At 64.6% G+C, this 25,018-nt stretch carries 10 protein-coding genes; 7 read left to right on the plus strand and 3 right to left on the minus strand.

The window, feature by feature from the left end; translation table 11 throughout:
- Positions 1-391: 391 nt before the first annotated feature.
- Together O3597_RS26020 and O3597_RS26025 are read left to right on the plus strand one after the other, a co-directional pair.
- Positions 392-1,144 (plus strand): hypothetical protein, encoded by a 753-nt coding sequence (locus O3597_RS26020; protein ID WP_281602686.1) that lies wholly within the window; start codon positions 392-394, stop codon positions 1,142-1,144.
- Positions 1,145-1,523: 379 nt separating this feature from the next.
- Positions 1,524-2,153 carry a hypothetical protein gene (locus O3597_RS26025; RefSeq protein WP_281602687.1) on the plus strand — a complete coding sequence of 210 codons (630 nt, stop codon included), beginning with the start codon at positions 1,524-1,526 and terminating at the stop codon, positions 2,151-2,153.
- Positions 2,154-2,381: 228 nt separating this feature from the next.
- Here O3597_RS26025 and O3597_RS26030 read toward each other — a convergent pair whose 3' ends face one another.
- Positions 2,382-4,028 carry a GNAT family N-acetyltransferase gene (locus O3597_RS26030; protein ID WP_281602688.1) on the minus strand — a complete coding sequence of 549 codons (1,647 nt, stop codon included), beginning with the start codon at positions 4,026-4,028 and terminating at the stop codon, positions 2,382-2,384.
- 513 nt (positions 4,029-4,541) lie between these two features.
- Here O3597_RS26030 and O3597_RS26035 point away from each other — a divergent pair.
- The 3 genes from O3597_RS26035 (at position 4,542) to O3597_RS26045 (ending at position 11,026) form a co-directional block, all read left to right on the plus strand.
- Positions 4,542-5,150, plus strand: a complete 609-nt coding sequence (locus O3597_RS26035; protein ID WP_281602689.1) for a sigma-70 family RNA polymerase sigma factor — start codon at positions 4,542-4,544, stop codon at positions 5,148-5,150.
- Between the two features lie 14 nt (positions 5,151-5,164).
- Positions 5,165-5,968 (plus strand): hypothetical protein, encoded by an 804-nt coding sequence (locus tag O3597_RS26040; RefSeq protein WP_281602690.1) that lies wholly within the window; start codon positions 5,165-5,167, stop codon positions 5,966-5,968.
- A 174-nt stretch (positions 5,969-6,142) separates the two neighbouring features.
- The gene (locus O3597_RS26045; RefSeq protein WP_281602691.1) at positions 6,143-11,026 is read left to right on the plus strand and encodes a DEAD/DEAH box helicase; all 4,884 of its coding nucleotides are present in this window, start codon (positions 6,143-6,145) and stop codon (positions 11,024-11,026) included.
- Between the two features lie 368 nt (positions 11,027-11,394).
- On the opposite strand, the gene O3597_RS26050 is transcribed toward O3597_RS26045, so the two are convergent.
- Together O3597_RS26050 and O3597_RS26055 are read right to left on the minus strand one after the other, a co-directional pair.
- Complete coding sequence (locus O3597_RS26050) at positions 11,395-12,471, minus strand: integrase core domain-containing protein (RefSeq protein ID WP_281602692.1); 1,077 nt, start codon at positions 12,469-12,471, stop codon at positions 11,395-11,397.
- 119 nt (positions 12,472-12,590) lie between these two features.
- Complete coding sequence (locus O3597_RS26055; RefSeq protein WP_281602693.1) at positions 12,591-16,640, minus strand: hypothetical protein; 4,050 nt, start codon at positions 16,638-16,640, stop codon at positions 12,591-12,593.
- Between the two features lie 707 nt (positions 16,641-17,347).
- Between O3597_RS26055 and O3597_RS26060 the strand changes: the two genes are divergently transcribed.
- Together O3597_RS26060 and O3597_RS26065 are read left to right on the plus strand one after the other, a co-directional pair.
- Positions 17,348-24,085 (plus strand): polymorphic toxin-type HINT domain-containing protein, encoded by a 6,738-nt coding sequence (locus tag O3597_RS26060; protein WP_281604641.1) that lies wholly within the window; start codon positions 17,348-17,350, stop codon positions 24,083-24,085.
- Complete coding sequence (locus O3597_RS26065; protein ID WP_281602694.1) at positions 24,082-24,549, plus strand: DUF4304 domain-containing protein; 468 nt, start codon at positions 24,082-24,084, stop codon at positions 24,547-24,549. The genes O3597_RS26060 and O3597_RS26065 overlap by 4 nt, the downstream gene beginning before the upstream one ends.
- The last annotated feature ends 469 nt before the right edge of the window (positions 24,550-25,018 follow it).

Consider the following 25,018-nt stretch of genomic DNA (forward strand, 5'->3'; position numbering starts at 1 on the left):
GCGATGTGGGCACGACACGGCGGAGCAGCACCGGAACGCCGACCGTGGAACTTCCACCGACGCCGCCGAGCAGCCTTGCGGCCAGCGAGCACCTCTCACGCGATACATGTCGTCCGGCCATCGCCGACGACGCCCGACTCGGAGTAGCCAATCTTCGAAGACGAGGAGATGGCCCGCATCAAATAGATCTCCGGAGGGCAGATGACGGGGAACCCAATCCAGGCAAAATACATTTCTCACGTACAACCTCGCCCCACCCTTCGCGGAAGAGGGCGACCACGACCTTGATGCGACTGCTCCACCGGCTGATAGCGATGTGACCCGACAAGCGCTCCAATCGTGTCCTGTCGTATGACCGCAGCCATCGGTGCAGGTGAGGACAATGTCCGCCGTGACAGAGGTCGAGTGGACAGCGGCTCTCGCCGAGTTCGTGCGCAGCCGGGCAGCCGGTGAGGCACCCGACGAGATCACTGCCTTGGCGATTACGGAACGAATCATCGAGTCGTTCCCCGAACCCACACCTGCGCACGCCGTGCGATGGAAGCTCGCCGCCTGGCGGCGCCAACCAGTGGACCCGGCCGTCGCCGACGCTGTCGAACGGGTCGCGCACGTCCTCATTCACACCGACATAAGCGCCACCATCAGTCGTCAGCAGGTGGGCTCCCACGCCGGACGTCCGCTCGATCTCTTCGTGGCAACGATGGCATGGGGATTCGGCGAGCAGGCGTACGGATGGCACCGCACACGCCGGATCCTCGACCGGGACGGACAACAACGCCTACCCGCGCTCGTGGACGCGCTCCGCGGGAACGCGAACCGCCCGGCGCAGACGTGGCACATCCTGATGGGCCCGCAGGGTCTACGCGGACTGGGCCCTGCCTTCGGCACGAAGCTTGCCTACTTCGCCAGCTACAGCAACGAACGCGGCGACGGCCCGTTGATCGCGGACCGATGGACAGCGTGGGCGTTCTGGGCCTTCGCGGGAACGTGGGACATCCGATCGTCGCCGCACACCTACGCCGAGTACGTACACCACTGCCACGCATGGGCGACCCGGCTACACCGCCGGCCAGACGACGTGGAGCGGGCGTTCTTCCTCGCCGGCCCATACATCCGACAGGTCTGGCACCAAGCGATGCAGTAAGCCTCCCGGCTGACAGTGCCCCACCGCAGGGTTGAGCATGATGCCCTTCCGGCCCTGAGCGACCTCTCCGTCAGGACCGGACCCAGCCTGCTACCCGCTGACGCGCGCCCGGCACCGCATCAGCGAGGCACGCAGCGACCCGGGCGATGAATAACCCCAAGACCCATCCCACAGATCCCTAATCTGCTCCGGATTGCCGGGCGGCTACCTCCAGAGCTACGAGCTCCGCCTCATCGAACACCGCCTCCGTCCACCCCACCAACGTAGCCTTCCGGCGGGTACCGCTTCGCGGCCTCCGCGAGGGGACGTACACGGTCCAGACCGGCGAAAAACCTCTTCCCGTCGTGCTTATACCGACAGCTGCTGCTACCTAATATCGATGTTCGATCACGGCCTGACGCACCTTGTCGATGTCATCGGCATCCCCCGCCGGCTGCTGCCACCGGCGCTTCACCTCAACGAACAGCCGATTGTTCTCGATACCCCGCAGACCTCGTCGATGGACGACAAGGTCCGGCTGCATTCGCGTCCTCTTGGCCCTGTCCCGAACCTTCATGGCCCCTTTCCTGCCCTGTCGGTCGTACTCGGCGTCCACGTGCCACATCGGATCCACGTGCGCCACAAGGTGATGGGTGAGGCGAGCGGTCAGCGCTCGCTCGCCGACTCCGTAACGAAGCAGGGCCCAGTCGTGCACGTACAAGTCGCCGAGAGCCCGCCTCAGCCACATAAGGGCTACCTGCTCCGCGTCGAGGAGTTCGTCAGCCCTCATCGGCTCGCTTCATCGATTCCCTGGTACGAGTACACCTGGACGTCATCCCAGCGCTCGCTCTGGGCGTACAGATGCGCCACCACCGGCATCGCGCACTCCGATGCACCGACGTACAACCCAGCCTGCGGCATCCTCACCACCGCCGGGAGGACGCCCGCTGCGGTCGTCTCCACCGGCATCATTCGTCCGTCTACCGGTCCGCCGATGAACCAGGCTTCCACCGCCGCCACACAAAGATAGTGCCCGCCGGCATCTGCCCCGGCCATCGTCCGCCCGGATCGACGTACCACGCTCGACCTCGCATCGGGCCGGACTACTTGTGCCCGCATCGCCCGCCCATCACCTGAGTCGGCGCCTTTCGCCTCCCCGGAACCACTCGCCATCCACGCTAACCAAACTCTCGTGCACTCGGTTGAGCATGCGCGCTTGTAGAGCGGCGGCGATCCGTCAGGCGCGGAAGTGCGAGGGCTACTGCTGTCCGCCTAGGCCAGAGCCGGGGACCGGAACCTGGTCGAGGCGGACTGGCCCGCCGGGAAGGTGAATCAGCACGTCACCGGTGCTCTCGTCGGCACCCATCACAGCGTCGCCGATGACGTCGAGCAACGCCGTGAGGCGGGGAAAGGCGGTGGTCTGTTGGATCCGGTCGACGGCTCCAGCATCGCGGAACGCCTGTACGGCCATCGCGGCTAGATTGATGGCGCTGCGTCGGTACTCGGCGTCGTTGCGGGTCAGCAGCGGCCCACTCAGCAGCCGATCCCGGTGTTCGGGCCGGACCGGCTGGTACTCGATGAGCAGACCGGCGCGCTGTACGGCAAAGCCGGTCCCGCCGTCATACAGCGCATGCCGGCTCTGCTCAGGCAGCCGCCCGATGACCGGGCCTTGTCGCAGCTTCCGAATCTCCGGGACCTGTTCGATCGTCGGGTCCACTAGCCTGCCGTGGTCGGGCAGCAGCAAGACGGTGTGCCCGACCAGAGTGGCGTCGTCGTGCCAGCGCGGTTCGTCGGTGGCGTACCGGGTCCTACTACCGTCCGGGTAGTGGATCACCACACCGACCGGCACGATTTCGGCGCGGATACCGAACTGCTGGTAGGCGTGCCGCAGCTGCGCACACGCGTCGAGGCACGCATTGGCCCGCTGGCCCTCAGCCATCTTCACCCACAGCAGGGGCAGGAACTGGATGGCAAGCAACTCCCCAGAACCGTGCATCAACAGCGACGGCAAATGGTCGTCAGACAGAGCCAGCGTGCCTGGGTCGAACTGCGTCCGACCGCCGCGCGGCACCGGCACCCGCCCAGGCCGCCGTCGGTCCCGGCCGGCCTCCTGATATCGGACGAACGTGCGCTCACCCGGGTCGGGTCGGATCTCGGTGTGCACCCCGAGAACCACCCACGGGTCGAACCCGCTGTCACGCTCCAGCACCTCGAAACTGTGGTTGCGGTAGAACCGCTCCAGCGCCGGGCTGTCGGCCATCTGCCCATACGTGATCATGTAGCCGCAACGGGCGTACATCTGCTGGCAGCGGTATAGCAACGTACTGCCGATCCCGTGACCGCGCATCGCCTCATCAACCGCGATCGCCTTGACCCGCACGATCCACATCACACCAGCCATGACCAGCTGGGACAGCTGCTCACCGGTCAACCCTATTCGCCGGTGATGCTCGACGAGCTGCTGGATCACACCGCCCGGCGGGTACGCAACCAGCGCCCCGATGACACCGTACTCATCGTGCTCGGCCACCAACACCAGGGTCGTTGGCGGCAGCAGCCGGCGCAGATCCATGGCCCCCGGACCGATGAACGTCTCAGCCATGTGCCGCATGAACTTGTCCGGACCACCGTTTAGGCCGGCCCGCAATGCGGTCCCACCGACACCGGCCTCCACCGCGTCGGCGACTGCCTCTTCTAGATGAACTCCCGCGAGCGCAGAGAGGCGACCCACCGTAGCCATGTCCGCGCCTCGGGCCAGCCGCACTCGCACCTTGTCCCTTACTCGCCAGCCGTCGACCAGGTGCTGCTCCGTCAGGTCCGTGCCCGCCGACGCGGACAGCCGCGCTGCCGGGATCGGACGCCGAATCGGCTCCCGGCGCCGAGACCGGCTGCTGCGCTTACCCACCACAAGCTCCCTCCCATCGGCGACTCTTGTCAGAGAGTAATCGCTCTGTTGCTATGCGATGTACTTCGATTAAGGGATGTGTGGGGGTAAGGGGGCGCCCACGACATCGGCGTTGATGGGATAAAGGTCGGTATCCGCCGAATGTGACGGGCATGCTGTCATCAGCGGACGGCGCTGCGGGTAAGAAAATCTTGATCCGGCGGTTCACGCAGCCCTGTGTTTCGCCCTCTACCTATCAGTGCCGTGCACCAGCGCGGCCCCGACGAGTGAAGCGAGGTTCAGTGGACGCATCCAACTGGGGCGGACTCGCGGCTGCCGCTGTCGCCAGCCTCACCGGGTTGCTGGCACTGTGGATCCGCGTCCGGTGGCACGTACGACAGGAGAAGGCCCGCGGTGACTCGCTCATCGCGATCGCCGAGGCGTTGCCCCACGGTGGCCGACTCCGTGACCAACGCGCCGACGGGTCATGCATCACCCTTACCGTGCCCGCCGCATCCGTCACCGGGAGCCCTCGTGGATGACAAGACCGCCGAGCGGGCCGAGCCGCCAGCGCAGCACGGCAACTGGTCCTGGACGCTCCACCGGACGCTATACGCCCAGACAGACGAAGCTACGGTGTGCGATCGAGAACGGATCCGCGAGGAGTTCAGCGCGTTCTACGAGGGGTTTATGACCCGGCTGGGTGCCTGGCTATACCTGCACGGCTGGGCGTCCGAGGCTGACGCATACGACATCGCGCAGGAGACGATGCGCCTGGCGTTCGAGAAGTGGTCCACGATCGAGTACCCCAAGGCCTGGGTGCGGAGGACCGCCTCGCGGCTGTGCGTTCAGCGACTGGCAGAGAACAAGGTGCTCCCATTGGAGGACAACGAGGAGAGGATCCCGCGCAAGGCGGACGCCTCTGGATACGCCGCCTCGGAAGCCCTGCACGACTTCCGGGCAGCTCTGCAGCAACTCCCTCCGCGCCAACGCCAGGTGCTGTTGTGGGCATCCGAGGAGTACGAGCCGGCCGAGATCGCCAGGGAGTTGAACATGACGCCAGAGGCGGTGCGAAGCAGCCTGTGGAAAGCAAGACGCAAACTCGCCGAGATCATGCGGGCGCAGGACCCGGGCGAGCAGTGAGCGAGGGGGCGACCATGAACAACCGGACCACACCAACGCCGAACAGCCGCCCTGCAGCCGTTGACCCGAAGCCGCCCGTCAGGATCTGGAACGCCGAGGGCATTGATGCAGCGCTCCGTGCTGCCCGCATTGAAGTCCAGCGCCAGTTCGAGGAGACGTGGGATGTCACGGCGGGGCTGCAGGAAATCATGCTCGCCGAGCGCTACCACCAGGCAGTCGCATCCCGCGAGGGCAAGGTCGACCTCGAAGCTGGCTTGGCGGAGATCGTCGGCCCACCGTCGCCATCCTGGCCTGACAGGGGCAACGAGGGTTCAACTCTGCCCACCGACGGTGGCGTCGACCTCGTCGTGACGGGCAACGGCACGTACCAGGTGTACCTGCCGAAGGTCATGCACCAGCCCCTCCCGACTCCGCGTGACACCCTTGAACAGGTCCGCTCCGTGGCAGGCAGGATCCTCACCACCATTGAGGAGGTCCGGCAGACGGACGCTGCCGCGCTCGTCCACAGCGTCGCGTACGCCGAGGCCATGTCTATCGCGCGTCACTCAGCCGAGAGGCTGCAAGGCCTGCCAGACGCCATCGAGGGTCGGCTCGTCACGCGGGAACAGGCGGTGCAGGTGGTGGAAAGCACGGGGGTCGCCTGTCAAGCCATGTGGCGGCATTTGCATGTCCGTACAGTCGGCGACTCCCCGCTCCCACTGGGCGTCAGGTACTGCGAGCAGGCTCTGCTCGATCTGTCGAAGGAAGCATTCCAACTCCGCGTACCCGTACAACGTCTGTTCGAACCCTCGGACGACTTGGTCGACATCATGGGATGACCCGGGCCATAGGTTGTCCCATGGGTTTCGCCAAGCGGGGACCGGGCTGGCCGGGGGCCCGTCACTGCGGCGGTATCCACAGCAGCGGTGGGTGACGGTAGAGTCCCGTACCTCCGGGGTGACTCTTCCGGCGGGTGGTGGCTCGCCGGCAATTGTGACGGGATTCGAAGCGCAGTGACGACGACCACGACCGTGCACGACGTCATCAAGGCGATCCGCGACAACTCGCCGAGCAATCGAGATCGTGGCACCCGCTTCGAGGAACTGATGCTCAAGTACCTCAGCACCGACCCGCAGTGGACCGAACAGTTCAGCCGGGTGTGGATGTGGGCCGACTGGCCGGGAGCCGCAACCGACAAGCGGGACGTCGGCATCGACCTGGTCGCGCAAGACCGGGAGACGGGTGGCTACTGCGCGATCCAGTGCAAGTTCTACGAGCCGGACCATACCGTGGAAAAGGCGGATATCGACTCCTTCTTCACCGCCTCCGGCAAGGGTGGCTTCACCCGTCGCCTGATCATCTCGACGACCGACAAGTGGAACGTCCACGCCGAAATGGCCCTCACAGATCAGCAAATTCCGGTCACTCGCATCGGGCTCGAGGAGATCGCGCAGAGCCCGGTGCAGTGGCACCTGCCCACCCTCGACCACCAAGTCGAGATGACGCTGCGGGCCAAGAAAACGCCGCTCAAGCACCAGCGCGAGGCGATCGACGACGTCTTCACCGGCTTCGCCAAGCACAACCGCGGCAAGCTGATCATGGCGTGCGGGACCGGCAAGACGTTCACCAGCCTGAAAATCGCCGAACGGCTACAGCGCGAGCGCGCCGTCGCTGGGGAGGCAGAGCACACCACCGTGCTCTTCCTGGTCCCCTCCATCGCCCTGCTCTCGCAGAGCCTGCGCGAATGGTCGTACGAATCCGAAGTGACGCTGCGCGCGTTCGCGGTGTGCTCGGACACGAAAGTCGGCAAGCAGCGAGCGGCCTCGGGCGACGACAACGACATGGCCACGTACGATCTGGCGCTGCCCGCCACCACCGATCCGGACCGGTTGATCGACCAGATGGCCCGGGTCGCGGCCGAGCCGGGGCTGACTGTGGTCTTCTCCACCTATCAATCCATCGGGACGGTGGCGGCGGCCCAGCATAAGGGCCTGCCTCGCTTTGACCTAATCTTGTGCGACGAGGCTCACCGTACGACTGGCGTGACGCTGGCCGGCCATGACGAGTCGTCGTTTGTCCGGGTTCACGACGACGCCTTCCTCGGCGGCGACCGCCGTCTCTACATGACCGCCACCCCGCGGATCTACAACGAGGACACCAAGGCCGAGGCGAGGAACGCGGACGCGTTGCTGGCCTCAATGGACGACGAGGCCACGTATGGCCCTGAGTTCCACCGACTGGGCTTCGGGAAAGCAGTCGAGCGGGGCCTGCTCACCGATTACAAGGTGCTCATCCTCACCGTGGACGAAGGCAGGGTCGCCAGAACCCTGCAGCAGGGTCTTGCCGGTGGGGACTCCGAACTGAGACTCGACGACGCCGCGAAGATCATCGGCTGCTGGAACGCGATGGCGAAACGAACCGGCACGTTCGCCGATGGCTCCGGGTTCGCCGAGGGCGAGGCGCCCATGAAACGGGCCGTCGCGTTCGCCCGCTCGATCGCCGACTCGACCGCGATCGCCAAACGTTTCAACGAGGTGGTCGACGCCTACGACGACGCCGACGACGAGGTGCTGCGCTGCGAGGTCGAGCACGTCGACGGCACGTTCAACACGCTGCGGCGCAACAAGCTGCTGGACTGGTTGAAGCAGGACCCGGGCCCGGCGCAGGCCCGCATCTTGTCGAACGCCCGCTGCCTCTCGGAGGGCGTGGACGTGCCGAGCCTGGACGCCGTCCTCTTCCTCCACCCCCGCAACTCCGTGGTGGATGTCGTCCAGTCCGTCGGGCGGGTCATGCGCCTTGCTCCCGGCAAGAACTATGGCTACATCATCCTGCCGGTCGCCATCCCCGCCGGCATGGCGCCCGAGAAGGCGCTCGCCGACAACCAGCGCTTCAAGACGGTGTGGCAGGTCCTCCAGGCGCTGCGCGCCCACGACGACCGGTTCAACGCCACCGTCAACCAGATCGAGCTGAACAAGAACAAGCCCGACAACAAGATCGGCATCGGCAGCATCGGTCCGGGTGACGAGTCGGTCGGCGACCGCGATGGATCGAGTACGGCCGCCAGCGCCGAGGCCGCGAAGGCGAAGGAAGCCCAGAGCGCCAAGCACATCCAGGAGGCGCTCTTCTCCGTCACCGACTGGCGGGAGGCAATCTACGCCCGCATCGTCGAGAAGGTCGGCCAGCGGCAGTACTGGGAGGACTGGGCGAGGGACATCGCCCAGATCGCCGACCGCCACGTCACCCGGATCAAAGCCGCTCTCACGCTGCCAGACAAGCGAAGCGCCTTCGAGGAGTTCCTCGGCGAGCTCCGGGTCAACATCAACCCCGGCGTCGGCGAGAGCGACGCCATCGACATGCTGGCCCAGCACATCGTCACCAAGCCGGTCTTCGACGCGCTGTTCAAGGACTACGGCTTCGCCGAGCACAACCCGGTCTCCAAGGCCATGCAGCGCATGCTCGACATCCTCGACGACCAGGGGCTTGACGCCGAGAGCAAGAAGCTCGACGAGTTCTACCAGTCGGTGCGGGTGCGCGCCGAAGGCATCGACAACCACGAGGGCCGCCAGCGCGTCATCGTCGAGCTGTACGACAAGTTCTTCAAGACCGCCCTACCGAAGACCGCCGACGCCCTCGGCATCGTCTACACCCCCGTCGAGGTCGTCGACTTCATCATCCGCTCGACCGAACACGCACTGAACAAGCACTTCGGCCGCTCGCTGTCAGACGAGGGTGTCCAGATCATCGACCCGTTCGTCGGCACCGGCACCTTCCCCGTTCGCCTCCTTCAGTCCGGCTACATCAAGCCAGAAGACCTAGTCCGCAAGTACGCGAGTGAACTGCACGCCAACGAGATCGTGCTGCTCGCGTACTACATCGCCGCCGTCAACATCGAGGCGGCGTTCCACGACCTAGCCGGTGGCGAGTACCTGCCCTTCGAGGGCATTGTGTTGACGGACACCTTCCAACTCGCCGAGGGCTCGGCAAAGCTGGACGGGATGGACGTCCTCGAAGGCAACAGCGAGCGCGTCAAGAGGCAGCAAAAGCAGAACATCACTGTCGTTGTCGGCAACCCGCCCTACTCTGTGGGCCAGGACAGCATGAACGACAACAATCAGAACCTCAGTTACGAGGTTCTGGACGCACGTATCGCTGAGACGTATGCGGCCAAGTCCAGTGCAACCCTCAAGTACAAAATATACGACTCCTATGTACGCGCCATCCGCTGGGCCTCAGACCGGATCAGGGACGAGGGCATCGTCGCCTATGTCTCCAACGGAGGATACATCGACGGAACCAGTGCCGACGGGCTCCGAAAGTCCCTGGTTGACGAGTTCGATGCGATCTACTGCTACAACCTGCGTGGAAACCAACGCACTGCCGGGGAACTCTCCCGCAAGGAGGGCGGGAAGATCTTCGCTTCCGGCAGTCGCAACACCGTCGCCATCCTCATACTCGTTAAGGGTGGCAAGCGCGAGGGCATGAACCCGGGATGCACATTGCATTATCGGGACATCGGCGACTATCTCACCCGTGAAGAAAAGCTTCGCATCGTCGGTTCTCAGCACCTCGACACAGTCGACTGGCAGCAGATCACTCCGAACGACGCGGGCGACTGGATCAACCAGCGAGACGATCGGTTCGCAACATTCCAGCCGCTGGGTGAAAAGGATAAGGCCGCCCGAGTGGGCGCGATCTTCGAATTGCACTCCTTGGGCCTCGGCACGAATCGCGACTCGTGGGTCTACAACTTCTCGGCCGAGAAGCTCGCGGAGAATATCGGCTCAATGGTCGACTTCTACAACAGCCAGGTAGCGGGCTTCGCGGAGCACTGCAAGGCCGCAGGACTGACGCAGCCGACCGTGCGCGATGTCGAGCAATGGATCGACACTGACCCGAAACGCATCAGTTGGAATCACGCCGACAAGGGACGCCTGATCCAGGCAGTGCAGTACCGGTTCCTACCCGACCGAGTGTTCCGTTCCCTTTATAGACCGTTTACCAAGCAGTATGTGTACTTCGATTCGCTACTGAACAACAGGACCTACCAGCTACCAAGGATGTTCCCGTCGCGAGATGAAGGGAACTACGGCTTCTACATCACCGGCACTGGCTCCGATGAGCCCTTTTCGCTCCTAATGACGGATGCCATCCCCGACCTCCACGCCGTTGGCACCAAGAGTGTCGGCCCACATTTCGCCCGCTACATCTATCGGGAACTTGGGAAGGGCGATGATCTCTTCTCCGCGTCGGAAGGCGAGGGAGGCTATGAACGGATCGACAACATCACCGACCATGCTCTCGCTGTCTATCGTCGAAGCTACGGCGATCCCGCAATCACAAAGGACGACATCTTCTACTACACGTACGGGCTACTGCACTCGCCGGAGTACCGGGAACGGTTCGCGGCAGATCTGAAGAAAACTCTGCCGCGTATCCCGAAGGTGGCCGACTTCCGCAGCTTTGCCAAAGCCGGCCGGAAGCTCGCCGACCTGCACATCGGCTACGAACAGGTGAAGCCGCACCAGGGCGTCGTCGAGACAATAGCGGGCGACGCTTCTACCACCCCGCTCGACGAGCTGTTCCGAGTCGCCAAAATGAAGTTTCCCAAGACCAAGGGTGTGACGGACCGATCGACGATCTTATACAACCAGCGAGTGGTCCTCAGTAACATCCCAGAGGAGGCGTACCGCTACCAGCTCGGTGCCCGGTCGGCCATTGAGTGGATCATCGATCGGTACCAGGTCAAGACCGACAAGGACTCGGGTATCGTCAACGACCCAAACGATTGGTCCGACGATCCGCACTACATACTCGATCTCCTCAAGCGGATCGTGACCGTTAGCCTGGAAACGATGAAGATAGTGGACGCGCTACCTACCTTGGATATCTTGAGCTAACGGTGTCGAAGGGGCGCCACCGCCACGGGCCGGTTGGAGTAGGCGCCAGCTTTAGCGGGCAGGTTCCGGTTGCTGAACGCGCTGGGTGGAAGGGGTTCGCCGGCTGGCGCGAGCGGCCCACCGATCCAGGGGCCGGTCGGCGACAGCTGCCCGCGCCGGTGTCACGAGGTGCGGGCCCTCGACGACCACCACCGCCGTCGCTGGGCCCGCGGTGGCACGGTCGACTCGGTGGCGGACAACGACGGCGCAGGCTGGGCGGAGGTTGCGCTGTTCGGGAGCGGATCGTTCCCGAGGACGGCCTTGCGGATCTCGGCTGTGCCGTGCCAAAACTCGTTCAATGGCGGTGACCTGGTGTTTTGAAGATCAGTTCAGGCTGCTCGGTGGTACTCGTTGATCAGCCCGCTGAGGCGTCTTCGGCGGCGAATGGGCTTGTCTATGGGGATGATGACGGCTGGGTCGTGGTTGGGTGGCCGCTGCTGGCGCCCTTGGTGCGGTCGGTGGTCGTTGAAATGGTTGACGTACTCGCCGACTAGGTTCAGAGCGTGCCGCTCGTTATAGATCAACACGTGGTCGGTGCACTCGTCGCGGAGGGTGCGGCCCCAGCGTTCGATAAAGCAGTTGGCTTGTGGGGTCCGGGGTGGGGTCTTGACCACGGTGATGCCTTCGGCGGTGAAGACGTGATCGAAGGTGGTGGTGTACTTGGCGTCGCGGTCGGGGATCAGGAACCGGAACTGGTTGACGCGCTCGCCCAGGTCCATGGTGAGGTTGCGGGCCTGCTGGGTTACCCACTGCCCGGTGGGGTGCGCGGTGATCCCGAGGAGATGGACCCGTCGGGCGGACAACTCCATGACCACCAGCGCGTAGAGGCGTCGTAGCAGGATCGTGTCGAGGTGGAAGAAGTCGATGGCCAACAGGCCAGCGGCCTGGTTGCGCAGGAAGGTCCGCCAGTCGGTGTCCTGTTGGCGGGGCGGCGGGCCGACACGGCGGCCGGCCAGGATCCGCCGGATCGTGCCCGCCCCGACCTGATGGCCGAGTCGATGTAACTCGCCTTGGATTCGGCGGTGTCCCCATCGCGGGTTCTCTCGGGCCAGCCGAAGTATGACGTCGCGGATCTCGTCGCTGACGGGTGGCCGGCCAGGTCGGTTCGGGTAGGTCCAGTGGCGTCGCACCAACCGGCGGTGCCAGGCCAGCAACGTCGCCGGGGTAACGATCCGATGTTCCCGCATCCGACGCGGCAGCAGGCGGGCCAGGGCCGACAGGATCGCCCGGCCCGGCCAGGACAACTGCGGCCGGCCCCGAACCTGCCGGCGGAGTACCGCTACCTCGTGCCGCAGCACGAGGACCTCGATCAGCAACGCCCTGTCACGGCGGATCAACAACCCCAGGCCGTTGAACAGGCGGATCATCCCCAGGTACAGCAACCGCACGACCATACCAGCGATCATCAATCCGAGCCGACAACTCCCAGCTCACAACATGTGCGACGAGTTTTGGCACGGTACACGTCACCGACGCGCCGCAAGGAGCTGTCGGTGTCCACTTCCTGGGGGGAACCTCAGCAACGTCAGTCGTTTGTTCGATGGACACACTCCTCCACAAAGGCGGACAGGGCCATCGAGTCAATGCGGGCGATGGCCTGTACGACCGTTTCCCATGGCCCGGCGGCCAACGCTGTCACGACCAATGATCGCGCTTTAGAGGGGTCAGCGGCCAAGGCCACATTGCAAAGTGCCCGTGCTTGTGATTTCGGGTTCTCGAGAAGCGGGGCGATACGTTCAGCGCTCTCGATTTCTCCAACGGACACTAATACTTCGACTAATTGTTCTCGAGCAGCTGATCGTGAGTACCGGCCGGTGAGGTGCTCAGCGACGTGCATCGCCTGCGCGGGGTCTCCTGCGGCTACCCACGCGGTGACAAGCTCATGTCGAACTAATGCCCTCCATGTGTGATCGGATATAGACCATGCGATCTCTTCGGCACGCTTGGGCTGGCCAGCCTTGGCCCATGATTCGACCAGGTCGGTTAGTACGAGCGCATGCAATTCATTGTCGTTGATATACAGTGAGACTTGCTCGGCCGTGGCAGCAGCGGCCATGGCGCGACCCGGCTCATCGAGCGCAATCCAGGCGCCGACCAACGGGGCCAATGTCCGCGCTTGCGTGAACGGATCGGCGATAGAACGGGCAGCACGTTCAGCGGCATCAGCAACTGCTATCGCGCGATCATGCTCACCGGCGACAGCCATCGCCCCGACAAGGTCAGCCAGAACCCACGCCTGCCTGTCGGGACTTGTGATGGACAAGACGGCCCGCAGGGCCACATCGACGGCTTTCACGACACGCGCTTGCTCGCCGGCTGCAGCTAGGGCTTTGATCATTTCGCTAAGCGCCCGCACTTGGCCCTCAGGGTCTCTGACAATTCGAGTGATCCGTTCTGCCCTGTCGAGTTCGCCAGCGGCGGCTGCCACCCTTACCAGCTCGTTAAGCGCTTCCCCCTGCGGTCCCGTGATGGTTTGAGCGAGCCGCTCGGCGCGGCCGAATTCGCCGATGACAGCCAATGCCTTCACCGTTTCGGCAAGTGCCTTCTCTAACGCTCGGGGGTCAGTGATAGTTAGAGCGAGTTGCTCGGCGCGGTCGAAGTCGCCGGCGGCGGCCAGTGCTTTGACCAGTTCGGTAAGTGCTTCGGCCTGGGGGTAGGGGTCAGCGACAGAACGTGCGACACGCTCGGCTTCGGCGGCCATAGACGCTGCCCGCCGTGCCTCATCGGCGGCTGCCAACTGCGCGGCCAGGTGGGCCAATGCTTTCGCCTGCAGCCTCTGCTCAGGGATGCATCGGGCGAGCAGTTCGGCGTCGTCGTGTTTGCCAGCGGCTACTAGAGTCCCGGCTAAGTCGGTCAAGATTTGCGCATACACATTCGGCTTGGCGATTGACCTCGCCGCCTCTTCAGCTGCCCTGGCTATGACCATGACGTGGATCACGTCGCCCGCTGCTGTGAATCTTCTGGCCAAGTCGGTGAAGGTTGCCGCCCGCAGGTCCGGGTCGGTGATTGCGCGGGTCACCTGTTCGGCCCGATCAGCCTTGAAGGTGGCCGCTAGCGTCCAGGCAAGGTCGGCCAGAGCTTGCATTCGCAAGGACGCGTCACTGAGCGTCAAGGCGAGACGTTCGGCGTCGTCTACTTGTCCGGCTTCAGCCAATACTACGACCAAACCCGCAATGACCCGGTCTTTGATTTTCGGATCCGTCAGCGATAAAGCGGCCTGCTCAGCGGCGATGGCTAATGAGGTGGCGCGGCCGAGCTTGCCGGCGGCAACCAACGACCTGGCCATGTCGGCCAACGACTGCGCGTGTAGTCGCGGTTCGGTGATGGACCGGATTATTCCCTCGGCGCGGTCGATCTCGCCGATGGCAATCAACATCCCATTTAGGCCCGCGAGCGCCCACTCCCGCAAATGCACGTCGTCGATAGCTCTAACGGTGTGCTCGGCAGCATTGGCAAGCGCTGCGGCGCGGTCGGTTTCGCCGCCTGCGGCGAACGCTTCGACCAAGTTGGCCATGGTCCGTGCCCGTGTCACTGGGTCGGTGATGACACGCGCGGCGTCCTCAGCAGCGTTGGCTACCGCTCCGGCGCGGTCGGGCTGACCAGTGGCGGCGAACACCTTGACGAGGTCGGCCAAGGCTCGTGCTCGCGTAACCTGTTCAGTGATGTCGCGGGCGATCTGCTCCGCGCGGTCGAGTTCGCCAGTGACAGCTAGCGCAGCGACCAAATCGGCCAACATCTGCGCCCGCATACCAGGGGTGGAACTCGATCGGGCGATCGTCTCGGCATGGTCGGAATCGCCGCCACCGGCGAATGCCTTGACCAGGTCAGCCAAGGCTCGTGCCTGCACCCGCGGGTCGGTGATGTCGCGGGCGATCTGCTCCGCGCGGTCAAGTTCGCCAGCGTCGGTTAGCGCCTGGGCGATATCGGCGAGTGCCTGCGTCTGTAGATGGTCGTCGGTGAGGGCGCGGGCGATGTGCTCGGCGCGGTCGAGTTCGCCCGCCGCAGCCAGCACCCCGACTAGTTCAGCCAAGGACTGTGTCCGCGAATCCGGATCGGTGATCGACCGAGCAAGGGCCTCGGCGCGGATGGGTTGGCCAAGGGTCGCCCAAGCGGCGGGCAATCGGGTAGGGATGTGGGAGTTGCGGTCGGCAATCTGGTCGCGGTACCACGCCAGGCGCAGTGCGTTGAACAGATCGGGAGACGGCTGGGCACTGTTGAGGTTGTAGGCAGCAATGATCTCAGTCAGGGCCGCGATGTCGCCGCCGGTGGTGTCCAGCATTCTGTCGTGGCGGACAGGGTCGGTGGCTATCGCGACCAGCCGCTCTATCCCACCGGCATTCATGAGCATGCGAGAGTATCCGCGTAACAGATATTCAGGGGTGGCGGGGGGCCAGCCACGATGCTGGTAGCTGGTGGCCCACGTATGTATGCGCTCGGCGAAGTGAGCGAGCGTAGGTGGGCCGAGTCTGTCAACGGCCTGAAGCCTCAAGGTCTCGTGCGTGAACGTAAGAACCCGTTCGTTGGCCTGCGGGTGAGTACGACGAGCGATGGTGCGACCAAACACCCCCTGCAGGAGCCGGTCGATCCTAAAGGTGGGTTGGTTGGTGAGCTCTTGCAGGTCAGAGAGGTCAAGCCCGCCGCCACTAGCGGTAACTAAGCCGAGAACCTCATAGCCCAGACCATCGTGTGGATCTCGGGCCAGGACTTCGTCGAGCTCTAGCCGTGCCAGCTCGGTGATCCTGGCAGCATGCGGCGAGGCGCTCAGCGGGCGGATTCGACAGCTGCGCAGAGGGTGATCGGCATCGACATCAGCCGGGATGGGCGGGTCAGGGCGGCCGGCGACGACTACCTGCAGGCCGTCCGGGAGCCGTTTGGGTAGACAAGCGGCAACGCTGGACAGCCCCGAGCCGGGGATGGAGCCACAGTCTTCGTCCAATCCGTCGACAAGCAGCACCAACCGCTTACCCGTCTTTGCCGCTCGTGCTGAGACCTCGCCGAGCAGTTGACGACGCAGTCGCTCACGCGCCGCAGAGGAGGTCAGCGGCGGAAGCTGGGTACCCGTGATCGCAGACAGTTGGTCGAGCAGCCCATCGGTAAGCGCGGCGCTGTCAGCCTGCCCCGCCAAGCGGGCGGTGACGAAGAACGAGACCACCCAAACGCCAGGCGGCGGGTTCAGGACGAACCAGGCCATTAATGCGGTCTTCCCTGCTCGGGCTCCGGCCTGCCACCACACATAGGTTTCATCGCCGTCTGCGCACCAGCCGGCCAACTCGGCTAGCTCGTCGTCGCGGTCCAACAACTCGAGCGGGGCGAGATCGCCGACCTGCTCGACGTAGCCGGACCGTTGCCACCAGCCCGGCCGGTGGGTTGCCCGCTTGCCTGACAGGTCATCGCCGCGTACCGCCTGGTACAGGCGCAATCCGCGAGCGATCTCGCTTCCAACTGCTCCAAGCGCCTGCAGTAGAGCCCTGGCCTGCTCCTGGTCGGCAGGCAATTCCAGACCCCGGAGCATCTTGCTGATCCGACTACGAGAGGTCATACGCATCGCCGCCGCGAGCATGCTGAGGCTGCGCATCCCGTTGGCACGATGAAGCTCGTCGCAGTAGACGAGCCAGGCCAGCCGAGCCCCAACGGCGGGCCATGCCTGTCGGTCGATTGGCTCTCCTTGCCCCCTGCGCCGCGGACTCATCCGGCCACAGCCCTCTCCCCGCGAACACAAGACGTGCTGTGCGGCACCTGTGCGCCAAGTGTGCCCACAACCATCAGCAGTCGGGCTGCACAGACCACCTGTAACGGCGACTCCCCGAAGAGGGCTACAGCAACGCACAGATCCGGCACATCGGTGACCGCACGCTTGGTGGAGTCAACACGGAGCGACTGCCCCGGATCACCGTCGATGATGGGATCTACACAAATGGAACTCTTGTCCACGCTCGCCACCGCCGTTGGTGCCCTGCTCGGCCTCGCAACTGCTGTGATCAACCTCGCCACCGTTATCCGAACTCGGCCATGGCGGAGAGAACATCAGGACTGACAGTAACGCCTAAGGACGACCATGAGAAGGACCACGTCAAGTGTGCAGCTCCAGCGACGTGGCCCTAGTTGAGTCGGCCTGGAGCGCGGTGCCGCGTTGCCGCTGGTCCGTTTCTCCAGGCGGCCTGGGCCTGCGGTTCACCGCACCCACCCCATAGCCGGCGACACACCGGCTCCCGTTACTCGCCCTGTCGCCCCTCGGACACCCCCGGAGGTCACCCGGTGACGCCGAACCGCCCCCGCCACGGCATGCTCACGATCACCCGCTCCCGCACCCGACGGCGAGCCATCGCCGTCGCGGTCGCCGTCGTGATGGCCGCCGGCCTCCTGCAGGTACCAGAACGGGCCGCGGTCGCCGCCGCCTACACGAAGCCGCCCATCACACCGGTACCCGCCGTGCCGGTCACCGACGTCGCACCCGCCGACACCCCGCAGACGCGCCTGAGCCGGGCCAGCGAAAAACCGGCTCCGGTCTGGCCCGCCGCCGGCGCCGCCCGCATCGCGGTGGCCGCCGACGGCGGACCCGCACTCGGCAAACCGGGCGGCCTGCCCGTGCGGGCGACGACCAGCGACTCGACGATGCGACGGCTCGGCGCGCCACCACGACAGGTCGACATCGAGGTGCTGGATCGGGCGACCACAACCAAGGGCGGGATCAGGGGTGTCCTGCTGCGGGCCGCGGCCAGGGACGCGAGCAGCGGAAAGCTGAACCTCAGCATCGACTACGGGTCATTCGCCACCGCCTACGGCGCCGACTGGGCCACCCGGCTCAGAATCGTCGCCGTACCCGAGTGCGCCCTGGCCACTCCGCAGCAGAAGCAGTGCGCGGCGACTCCGCTGACGTCCACGAACAACCTCGCGACCCGTACGGTGTCCGCCGACGTGAGCGTCACCTCGCAGACGTCGCTGTTCGCGGTGTCGGCCGGGGCATCAGGTCCCGCCGGTGACTACAGCGCCACCCCGCTGCAGTCCTCATCGACCTGGTCGGCCGGCGGCAACAGCGGAGACTTCACCTGGTCCTACCCCATGCGGGTGCCCCCGGCGCCGGGTGACCTCACCCCGCAGCTCGCGCTCGGCTATTCCGCCCAGTCCGTCGACGGTCGGCACGTCGCGAGCAACAACCAGCCGTCCTGGATGGGAGAAGGCTTCGAAGCCTGGCCCGGCGGTTACATCGAGCGCCGCTACCGCGCCTGCGCCAAGGACATGGACGGCAACGCCAACAACACCACCAAGACCGGCGACCTGTGCTGGGCAACGGACAACGCGGTGCTGTCGCTGGGAGGGCACTCCGGCGAGCTCATCTACAACGCCAGCGAACAGCGGTGGCACCTGCGCGCCGACGACGGCACCCGCATCCGACGCGAGACCGGCGCCACCAACGGCGACAACAACGGTGAACACTGGGTGGTCACCACCACCAACGGCATCGAGTACTGGTTCGGCCGGAACCGCCTGCCCGGCTGGACGTCCAACAAGCCGGTAACCAACTCGACCTGGACAGCTCCCGTCTTCGGTAACCACCCGGACGAGCCCTGCCACGCCACCACGTTCGCCAACTCGCACTGCGGGGGCGACAACCAGGCATGGCGGTGGAACCTCGACTACGTCGTCGACCTCAACGGCAACTCGATCTCCTACTGGTACGAGAAGGAAACCAACCGCTACGGCCGCAACCTCACCGCCACCGACGCCGCCCGCTACGACCGCGGCGGCTGGCTCGACAAGATCGAATACGGCACCCGCAACACCAACGACGTCGACTCGATCTTCTCCACGCCCGCCCCGATGCGCGTCGACTTCGCGGTCGGCGACCGCTGCAAGAGCAACTGCACCACCCACACCGAAACCACGTGGCCGGACACCCCGTGGGACAGCGAATGCACCGCGGCACCCTGTACCGACAACCATTCGATCACGTTCTGGTCCACCAAGCGGCTGGCCAGCATCACCACCCAGGTCCGCAACGGCAGCGACTACGACAACGTCGAGCGGTGGACCTTCACCCACGGCTTCCCGGACCCCGGCGACGGCACCCGAGCGGGTCTCTGGCTGGAAAAGATCTCCCACGCGGGGCTCGTCGGCACCACCAGCACCGTGCCGGACATCGAGTTCACGCCGGTTCAGAAGCCGAACCGAGTCGACGCGATCGGCGATCACTCGCCGGCGATGAACTGGATGCGGATCACCCGGATCCGCACCGAGACCGGCGGCACCATCAGCGTCAACTACTCCGACGCCGACTGCGTCGCCGGCCAACCGAAGCCGGCCCCGGCAGACAACAAGCGGCGGTGTTACCCGGTGATCTGGGAACCCGAAGGCTACAGCTCACCGGTCACCGACTGGTTCCACAAATACGTCGTGACGACGATCTACGAGGCAGACAACACCGGCGGCGCCCCACCCCAGGGCAGCCCGCGCGTCGTCTACTCCTACAAGTACTTCGACGCCGCCTGGCACTACAACGACGACGACGGAATCATCGACAAGAAGGCCAAGACCTGGTCCGACTGGCGCGGCTACGGCCGAGTCGAAGTCACCACCGGTGACCCCGGCGAGCAGACCGCCACCGAAACCCGCTACTTCCAGGGCATGCACGCAGACCGGGCCTCCACCACCGTCGGTGACCGGCGCAGCGTCACGATCGACGGCATCACCGACCACGACTACTACGCCGGCATGGTCCGCGAGCAGAAAACCCTCAACGGCCCCGGCGGGCCGTCGGTGTCCCGAGTGACCAACGAACCCTGGGCATCCGCCGCCACCGCCACCCGGACCATCAACGGCGACACCGTCACCGCCCGATTCACCCGCATCGCCACCGTCCGCTCCTACACCGCCCTCGACGCAGGACGCGGCGAACGCGTCACCCGCACCACCACCAGCTACGACGCCTACGGCATGGCCACCGCCATCGACGACTACGGCCATGACGGCGTCACCGGCGACGAACAATGCACCAAAGTTCACTACACGCCACGCAACAGCGACATCTGGCTCATGGACCGGCCCCACCGGACGCAGACCTTCGCCGTCAAGTGCGCCGACACCACCGGCACCCTCACCGAAAGCCAGGTCATCGGGGAGACCCGGACCTCCTACGACGGCAACTCCTTCGGCACCGTCCCCACCCGTGGCCTGACCACCCTCACCGAGGAGATGGCCACCTGGAACGGCGGCGCTCCCACGTTCACCACCACCGGCCAGGCCGGCTACGACGCCCACGGTCGCATCACCTCCTCGCGCGACGCGATGAACTACGAGACCAAGACCGCCTACACCCCCGTCACCGGCGGACCGGTCACCTCGGTCAAGATCACCAACGCGATGCTGCACGACACCACCACGACGGTGTCACCGGCCTGGGGCTCGGTCACCAGCAGCGTCGACGCCAACGGCAAGCGCACCGACCTGGCCTTCGACGGCCTCGGCCGCATCACCAAGGTCTGGCTAGCCGACCGCGACAAGGACACCGATCCGGCCAGCGTCGTCATGGACTACCGGATCCAGAACGGCGCCGCCAGCTACGTCGCCACCTCCCGGCTCAATGCCGCCGGCGGCTACGTCACCTCCTACGCCCTCTACGACGGTCTGCTGCGTCCCCGCCAGACCCAAGCACCCTCCCCGTCCGGAGGCCGACTGCTCACCGAGACGTTCTACGACTCGGCCGGCCGCGAAAAGAAGGTCTTCGGCGCCTACCACACGACCGGGAACCCCGGCGGCTCCCTGGTCACGGCCACCGAACGGGCCCTGGTGCCCACGCAGACCCGTACCGACTACGACGGCGCCGGGCGTGTCATCGCCAGCGTCTTCCAGCCGTACGACGTGGAACGGTGGCGGACCAAGACCTACTACGCAGGTGACCGTACCGACGTCACCCCAGCCAGCGGTGGTACCGCGACCTCCACCGTCACCGACGCCCGCGACCGGGCCGTCCAACTGCGCCAATACCACGGACCCGCCCCCACGCCGACCGTCGCCGGCAGCTGGGACACCACCACCTACACCTACAACCGCAAGGGCCAGACGGAACTCATCACCGACCCGGCCGGCAACTCCTGGAAGTACACCTACGACCTACGCGGACGGCAAGCTACGACCGAGGACCCCGACCGCGGCACCACCACCTTCACCTACGACAACGCCGGCCGGGTCAAGACCACCACCGACGCGCGACAACAGACGATCGCCTTCGTGTACGACCCGCTCAACCGCAAACGCTTCGCCTACGACAACCAGGTCGGCGGCACCATGCGCGCCCAGTGGATCTACGACACCCTCGCCAAGGGCTACCTGACCCAATCCACCCGCTTCCTCCCCGGCGGCGCCAACTACCAGGTCAAAGTCACCGGATACACCGACACCTACCAGCCCGAAGGCACGCAATACATCATCCCCACCTCCGAGACCGGCCTCGGCGGCACCTACAACTACACCAACACCTGGAACCCCGACGGCACCCTCGCCTCACTCGGCATGCCTTCGACCCGGTCCGACCTCGGCGCCGAGACACTGCTGTACAGCTACAGCGACCTGGGGCTGCCCACGACACTCGAGACGCTGACCGGCAGCACCACCACCAGCTACGTCGACGAAACGATCTACAACGCCCTCGGTCAACTCGACCAATACGACCTGCACACCGGCAGCGGCGGACACGTCTGGCAGCGCTTCACCCGCGAACTGGAAACCGGGCGACTCACCGGCATACGCACCGACCGAGACAGCGTCGCCCCCCACACCCTCGGCGACACCCGCTACACCTACGACCCCGCCGGCAACATCACCAAGATCGCCGACGTGGCACCCGACCCGGTCGACGACACCCAGTGCTTCACCTACGACCACCTCCGCCGACTGACCCACGCCTGGACACCGACCTCAGGCGACTGCGCCGCCACCCGCAGCGCCGCCAACCTCGGCGGCCCAGCACCCTACTGGCACTCCTGGACCTTCGACGCCATCGGCAACCGGAAAAAGCACAACATCCACACCACCACCGGCGTCAGCACCACCGACTACCACTACCCCACCCCAGGGACCGCCCGACCCCACGGGCTGACCTCCACCAGCGGCGCGAAAACCGGCACCTACACCTACAACGAAACCGGTGACACCCTCACCCGTCCCAGCCCCTCAGGCACCCAAACCCTGACCTGGGACGCCGAAGGACTCCTCGAAACCGCCACCGACACCACCGGACAAACCCGCTACATCTACGACGCCGACGGCAACCGGATCATCCGCCGCGACCCCACCGGCGCCACCCTCTACCTCCCCGGCCAGGAAATCCGCTACACCAACGCCACCAGCGCCAACACCTGCACCCGCTACTACACCCACGCCGGCAGAACCATCGCCTCCCGCACCGCCAACGGACTCACCTGGCTCGCCGACGACCACCAGGGCACCCAGAGCACCGCCATCGACGCCATCACCCAGGTCGCCACCACACGCCGCCAAACCCCCTATGGCGAGCCGCGTGGCAGCAGCCAACCTGCCTGGCCCAACCTCAAGGGATTCGTCAACGGCGACACCGAACCCACCGGCCTCACCCGCCTCGGCGCACGCCACTACGACCCCGCCATCGGCCGCTTCATCTCCGTCGACCCCATCCAGGACATGGCCCAGCCACAGCAATGGCACGGCTACTCCTACGCCAACAACAACCCCATCACCTTCAGCGACCCCAGCGGCCTCTACGCCACCGGCGACAACGAAGGCCACGTCCGCGACATGAGCCCCCAACGCGGCGTCCACAAAATCGTCGACTACACCCCGAAGGTAAGTAAGACAACCAACCAACGTCCGCCAACCGTACTAGTCAGCAACATCAACTACACGATCAAGGTGGACCACTCCGACGGGCAGGTTTTTCTTAACACTTACCCTGTGCCCCCGGGAATGAGTGCCTCGCTACTAACCTCGCTCATGAAGAACTATTGCCAGGACGGCATATGCGATGAGATCTTCAAGTGTGGCAACTTCATGTCCTGCGAGATGGCGCAAACTGACCAAGAAGCGGCCATGGCCATTTCGGGGATTTGCACCCAAGATTTATGTACGAAATCCTTCCGATGGGCTAATGCGAAAGATCACTACAATCTGACCGCATACGTTCACGGCTGGGACGACGGCAACTTCGGAGGAACTAAACTTGCCAGTGCGCTTGCCAGTTCTCTGGGTGGAAAACTCGCCTACCGATCACAACTGTCGGCCTGTCGCGGGAGCAGCTTCATCCCTGGCACCCGAGTCCTCATGGCGGACGGCTCAACAAAGCCGATCGAAGAGGTGCAGGTTGGAGACCTCGTAGTCGCTGCAGACCCTGAAACTGGAGAAAGAGGTCGACGACTCGTTACGCATGTAATCGGCAGCGACGGCGAGAAGACTCTCGTTGAAATAACTGTCGCCAGCGATGAGCTGGAAGTGGCTAATACGGTCGTCGCAACTGACGAACATCCGTTCTGGGTGGCGAATCTCAGTCGCTGGATCGAGGCCCGTCACCTGCATCTAGGTGACGTCCTCAAGACTGCTGCCGGAACCTACGTGCAAGTTGCGGCGCTGCGCACTTGGACTGAGTGGCAGTCCGTGCACAACCTCACGGTTGATGACCTCCACACGTACCATGTTGTGGCAGGGGACGCTACACTGCTGGTTCACAATACGGGAGGCTGCAATCGGAACGCCAAGGGACAGTTCACGTCCGGCGAGAATGAGGACGCCGATCGAGGGCGCCAGATTCACAAGATAAGTTACCGGGCTGCATTGGGTGATGGTTATGACTACGAGCACACCCTTCCGAGTGGGCGCCGGCCTGACGCCATTGACTGGCAGAACCGAATAGTCCGCGAACTAAAATCTGACGCAGCGAGCAGCCAGGCAAAGGGGCGCCGTCAGCTCGCTGACTACGTGGCAGAGTTGGAGAGCGTGACGGGTAAGAAGTGGACTGGCGTCCTGGATACGTACTCACGGCGTAGGCTGGCCCAATGAAGGTGAAGCAGGAGTTTTCCCGGATCCTTGAAGAAGAATTAGACGGGATGCGTTTTCGTCGGCGCGGTACCAACTGGTACCGCCTTGGTCAAGAAATTTACTCAATAGTGAACATTCAGTCGTCGAGGTGGGACTCGCTGTTTTACGTCAACCTGGGGTTTGCTCCGGCAGGCGATGTTCCAGGAGGCTGGCTCGCTGAGTCGAAGTGCATGCTTCGCTTTCGGCTCGAGGCGATCAAACGAGTGCGCCCTGATAGCCTGCGTCTCCTAGACGACAGTGTTATAAGTGAGAGAGGTGATCAGCATTGGCGGTCGGCGGTAAGAACTGGCCTGGTTCTGCCGATCGTGGAAATCCTCAAACGTGCCGACAGCGTCGAAGGTCTAAGGAGTTTGCTCGAGACCGAAATATCAGACCGAGTCATGATACATAAAGACATGCGGGGATTCCTTGCCTTACCTGAATAGCCTACGGATCGACAGGTGGGGGTTCGAGGCCTGTCAGCGTGCAAGATCATGAAGGGTCGGGGCTACAGGACGCGGTTCGGGGCTTTGTGGTTCTGCCGACGTCCGGTATCTGGCTGGGAGGAGTGTCGCAGAACGGAGCATCCTTTGCTCTAGGACTGCTCGGATGCCGAGTCTCGGGCGCAGCAGAGCAACGGCCGACACAACCTGACCATTCAAGATCTGTACCGGAACGGACTGCGGCGAAGGTGGCTGCTCGGTGGATGCTCGGGCGTCGAGGAACTGACGCGGACGAACCGCTGTCTGGTCGGATCCGACCACAGTCGAGGCCCGCTCTCAGATCGATGCCAGTGTATTGGTGGCGTCGCGACCATGTGGACCTACAAGAATGCAGCCGGACGAGGGCAGACTATCGGGCTTGCGGCCGGACGAATTTTGGTTGAGTCTTGGCCGTAAAGGTATGTACATGTGG

Source organism: Verrucosispora sp. WMMA2044 (assembly GCF_027497155.1).
In the GTDB taxonomy this organism is placed as follows: domain Bacteria; phylum Actinomycetota; class Actinomycetes; order Mycobacteriales; family Micromonosporaceae; genus Micromonospora; species Micromonospora palythoicola.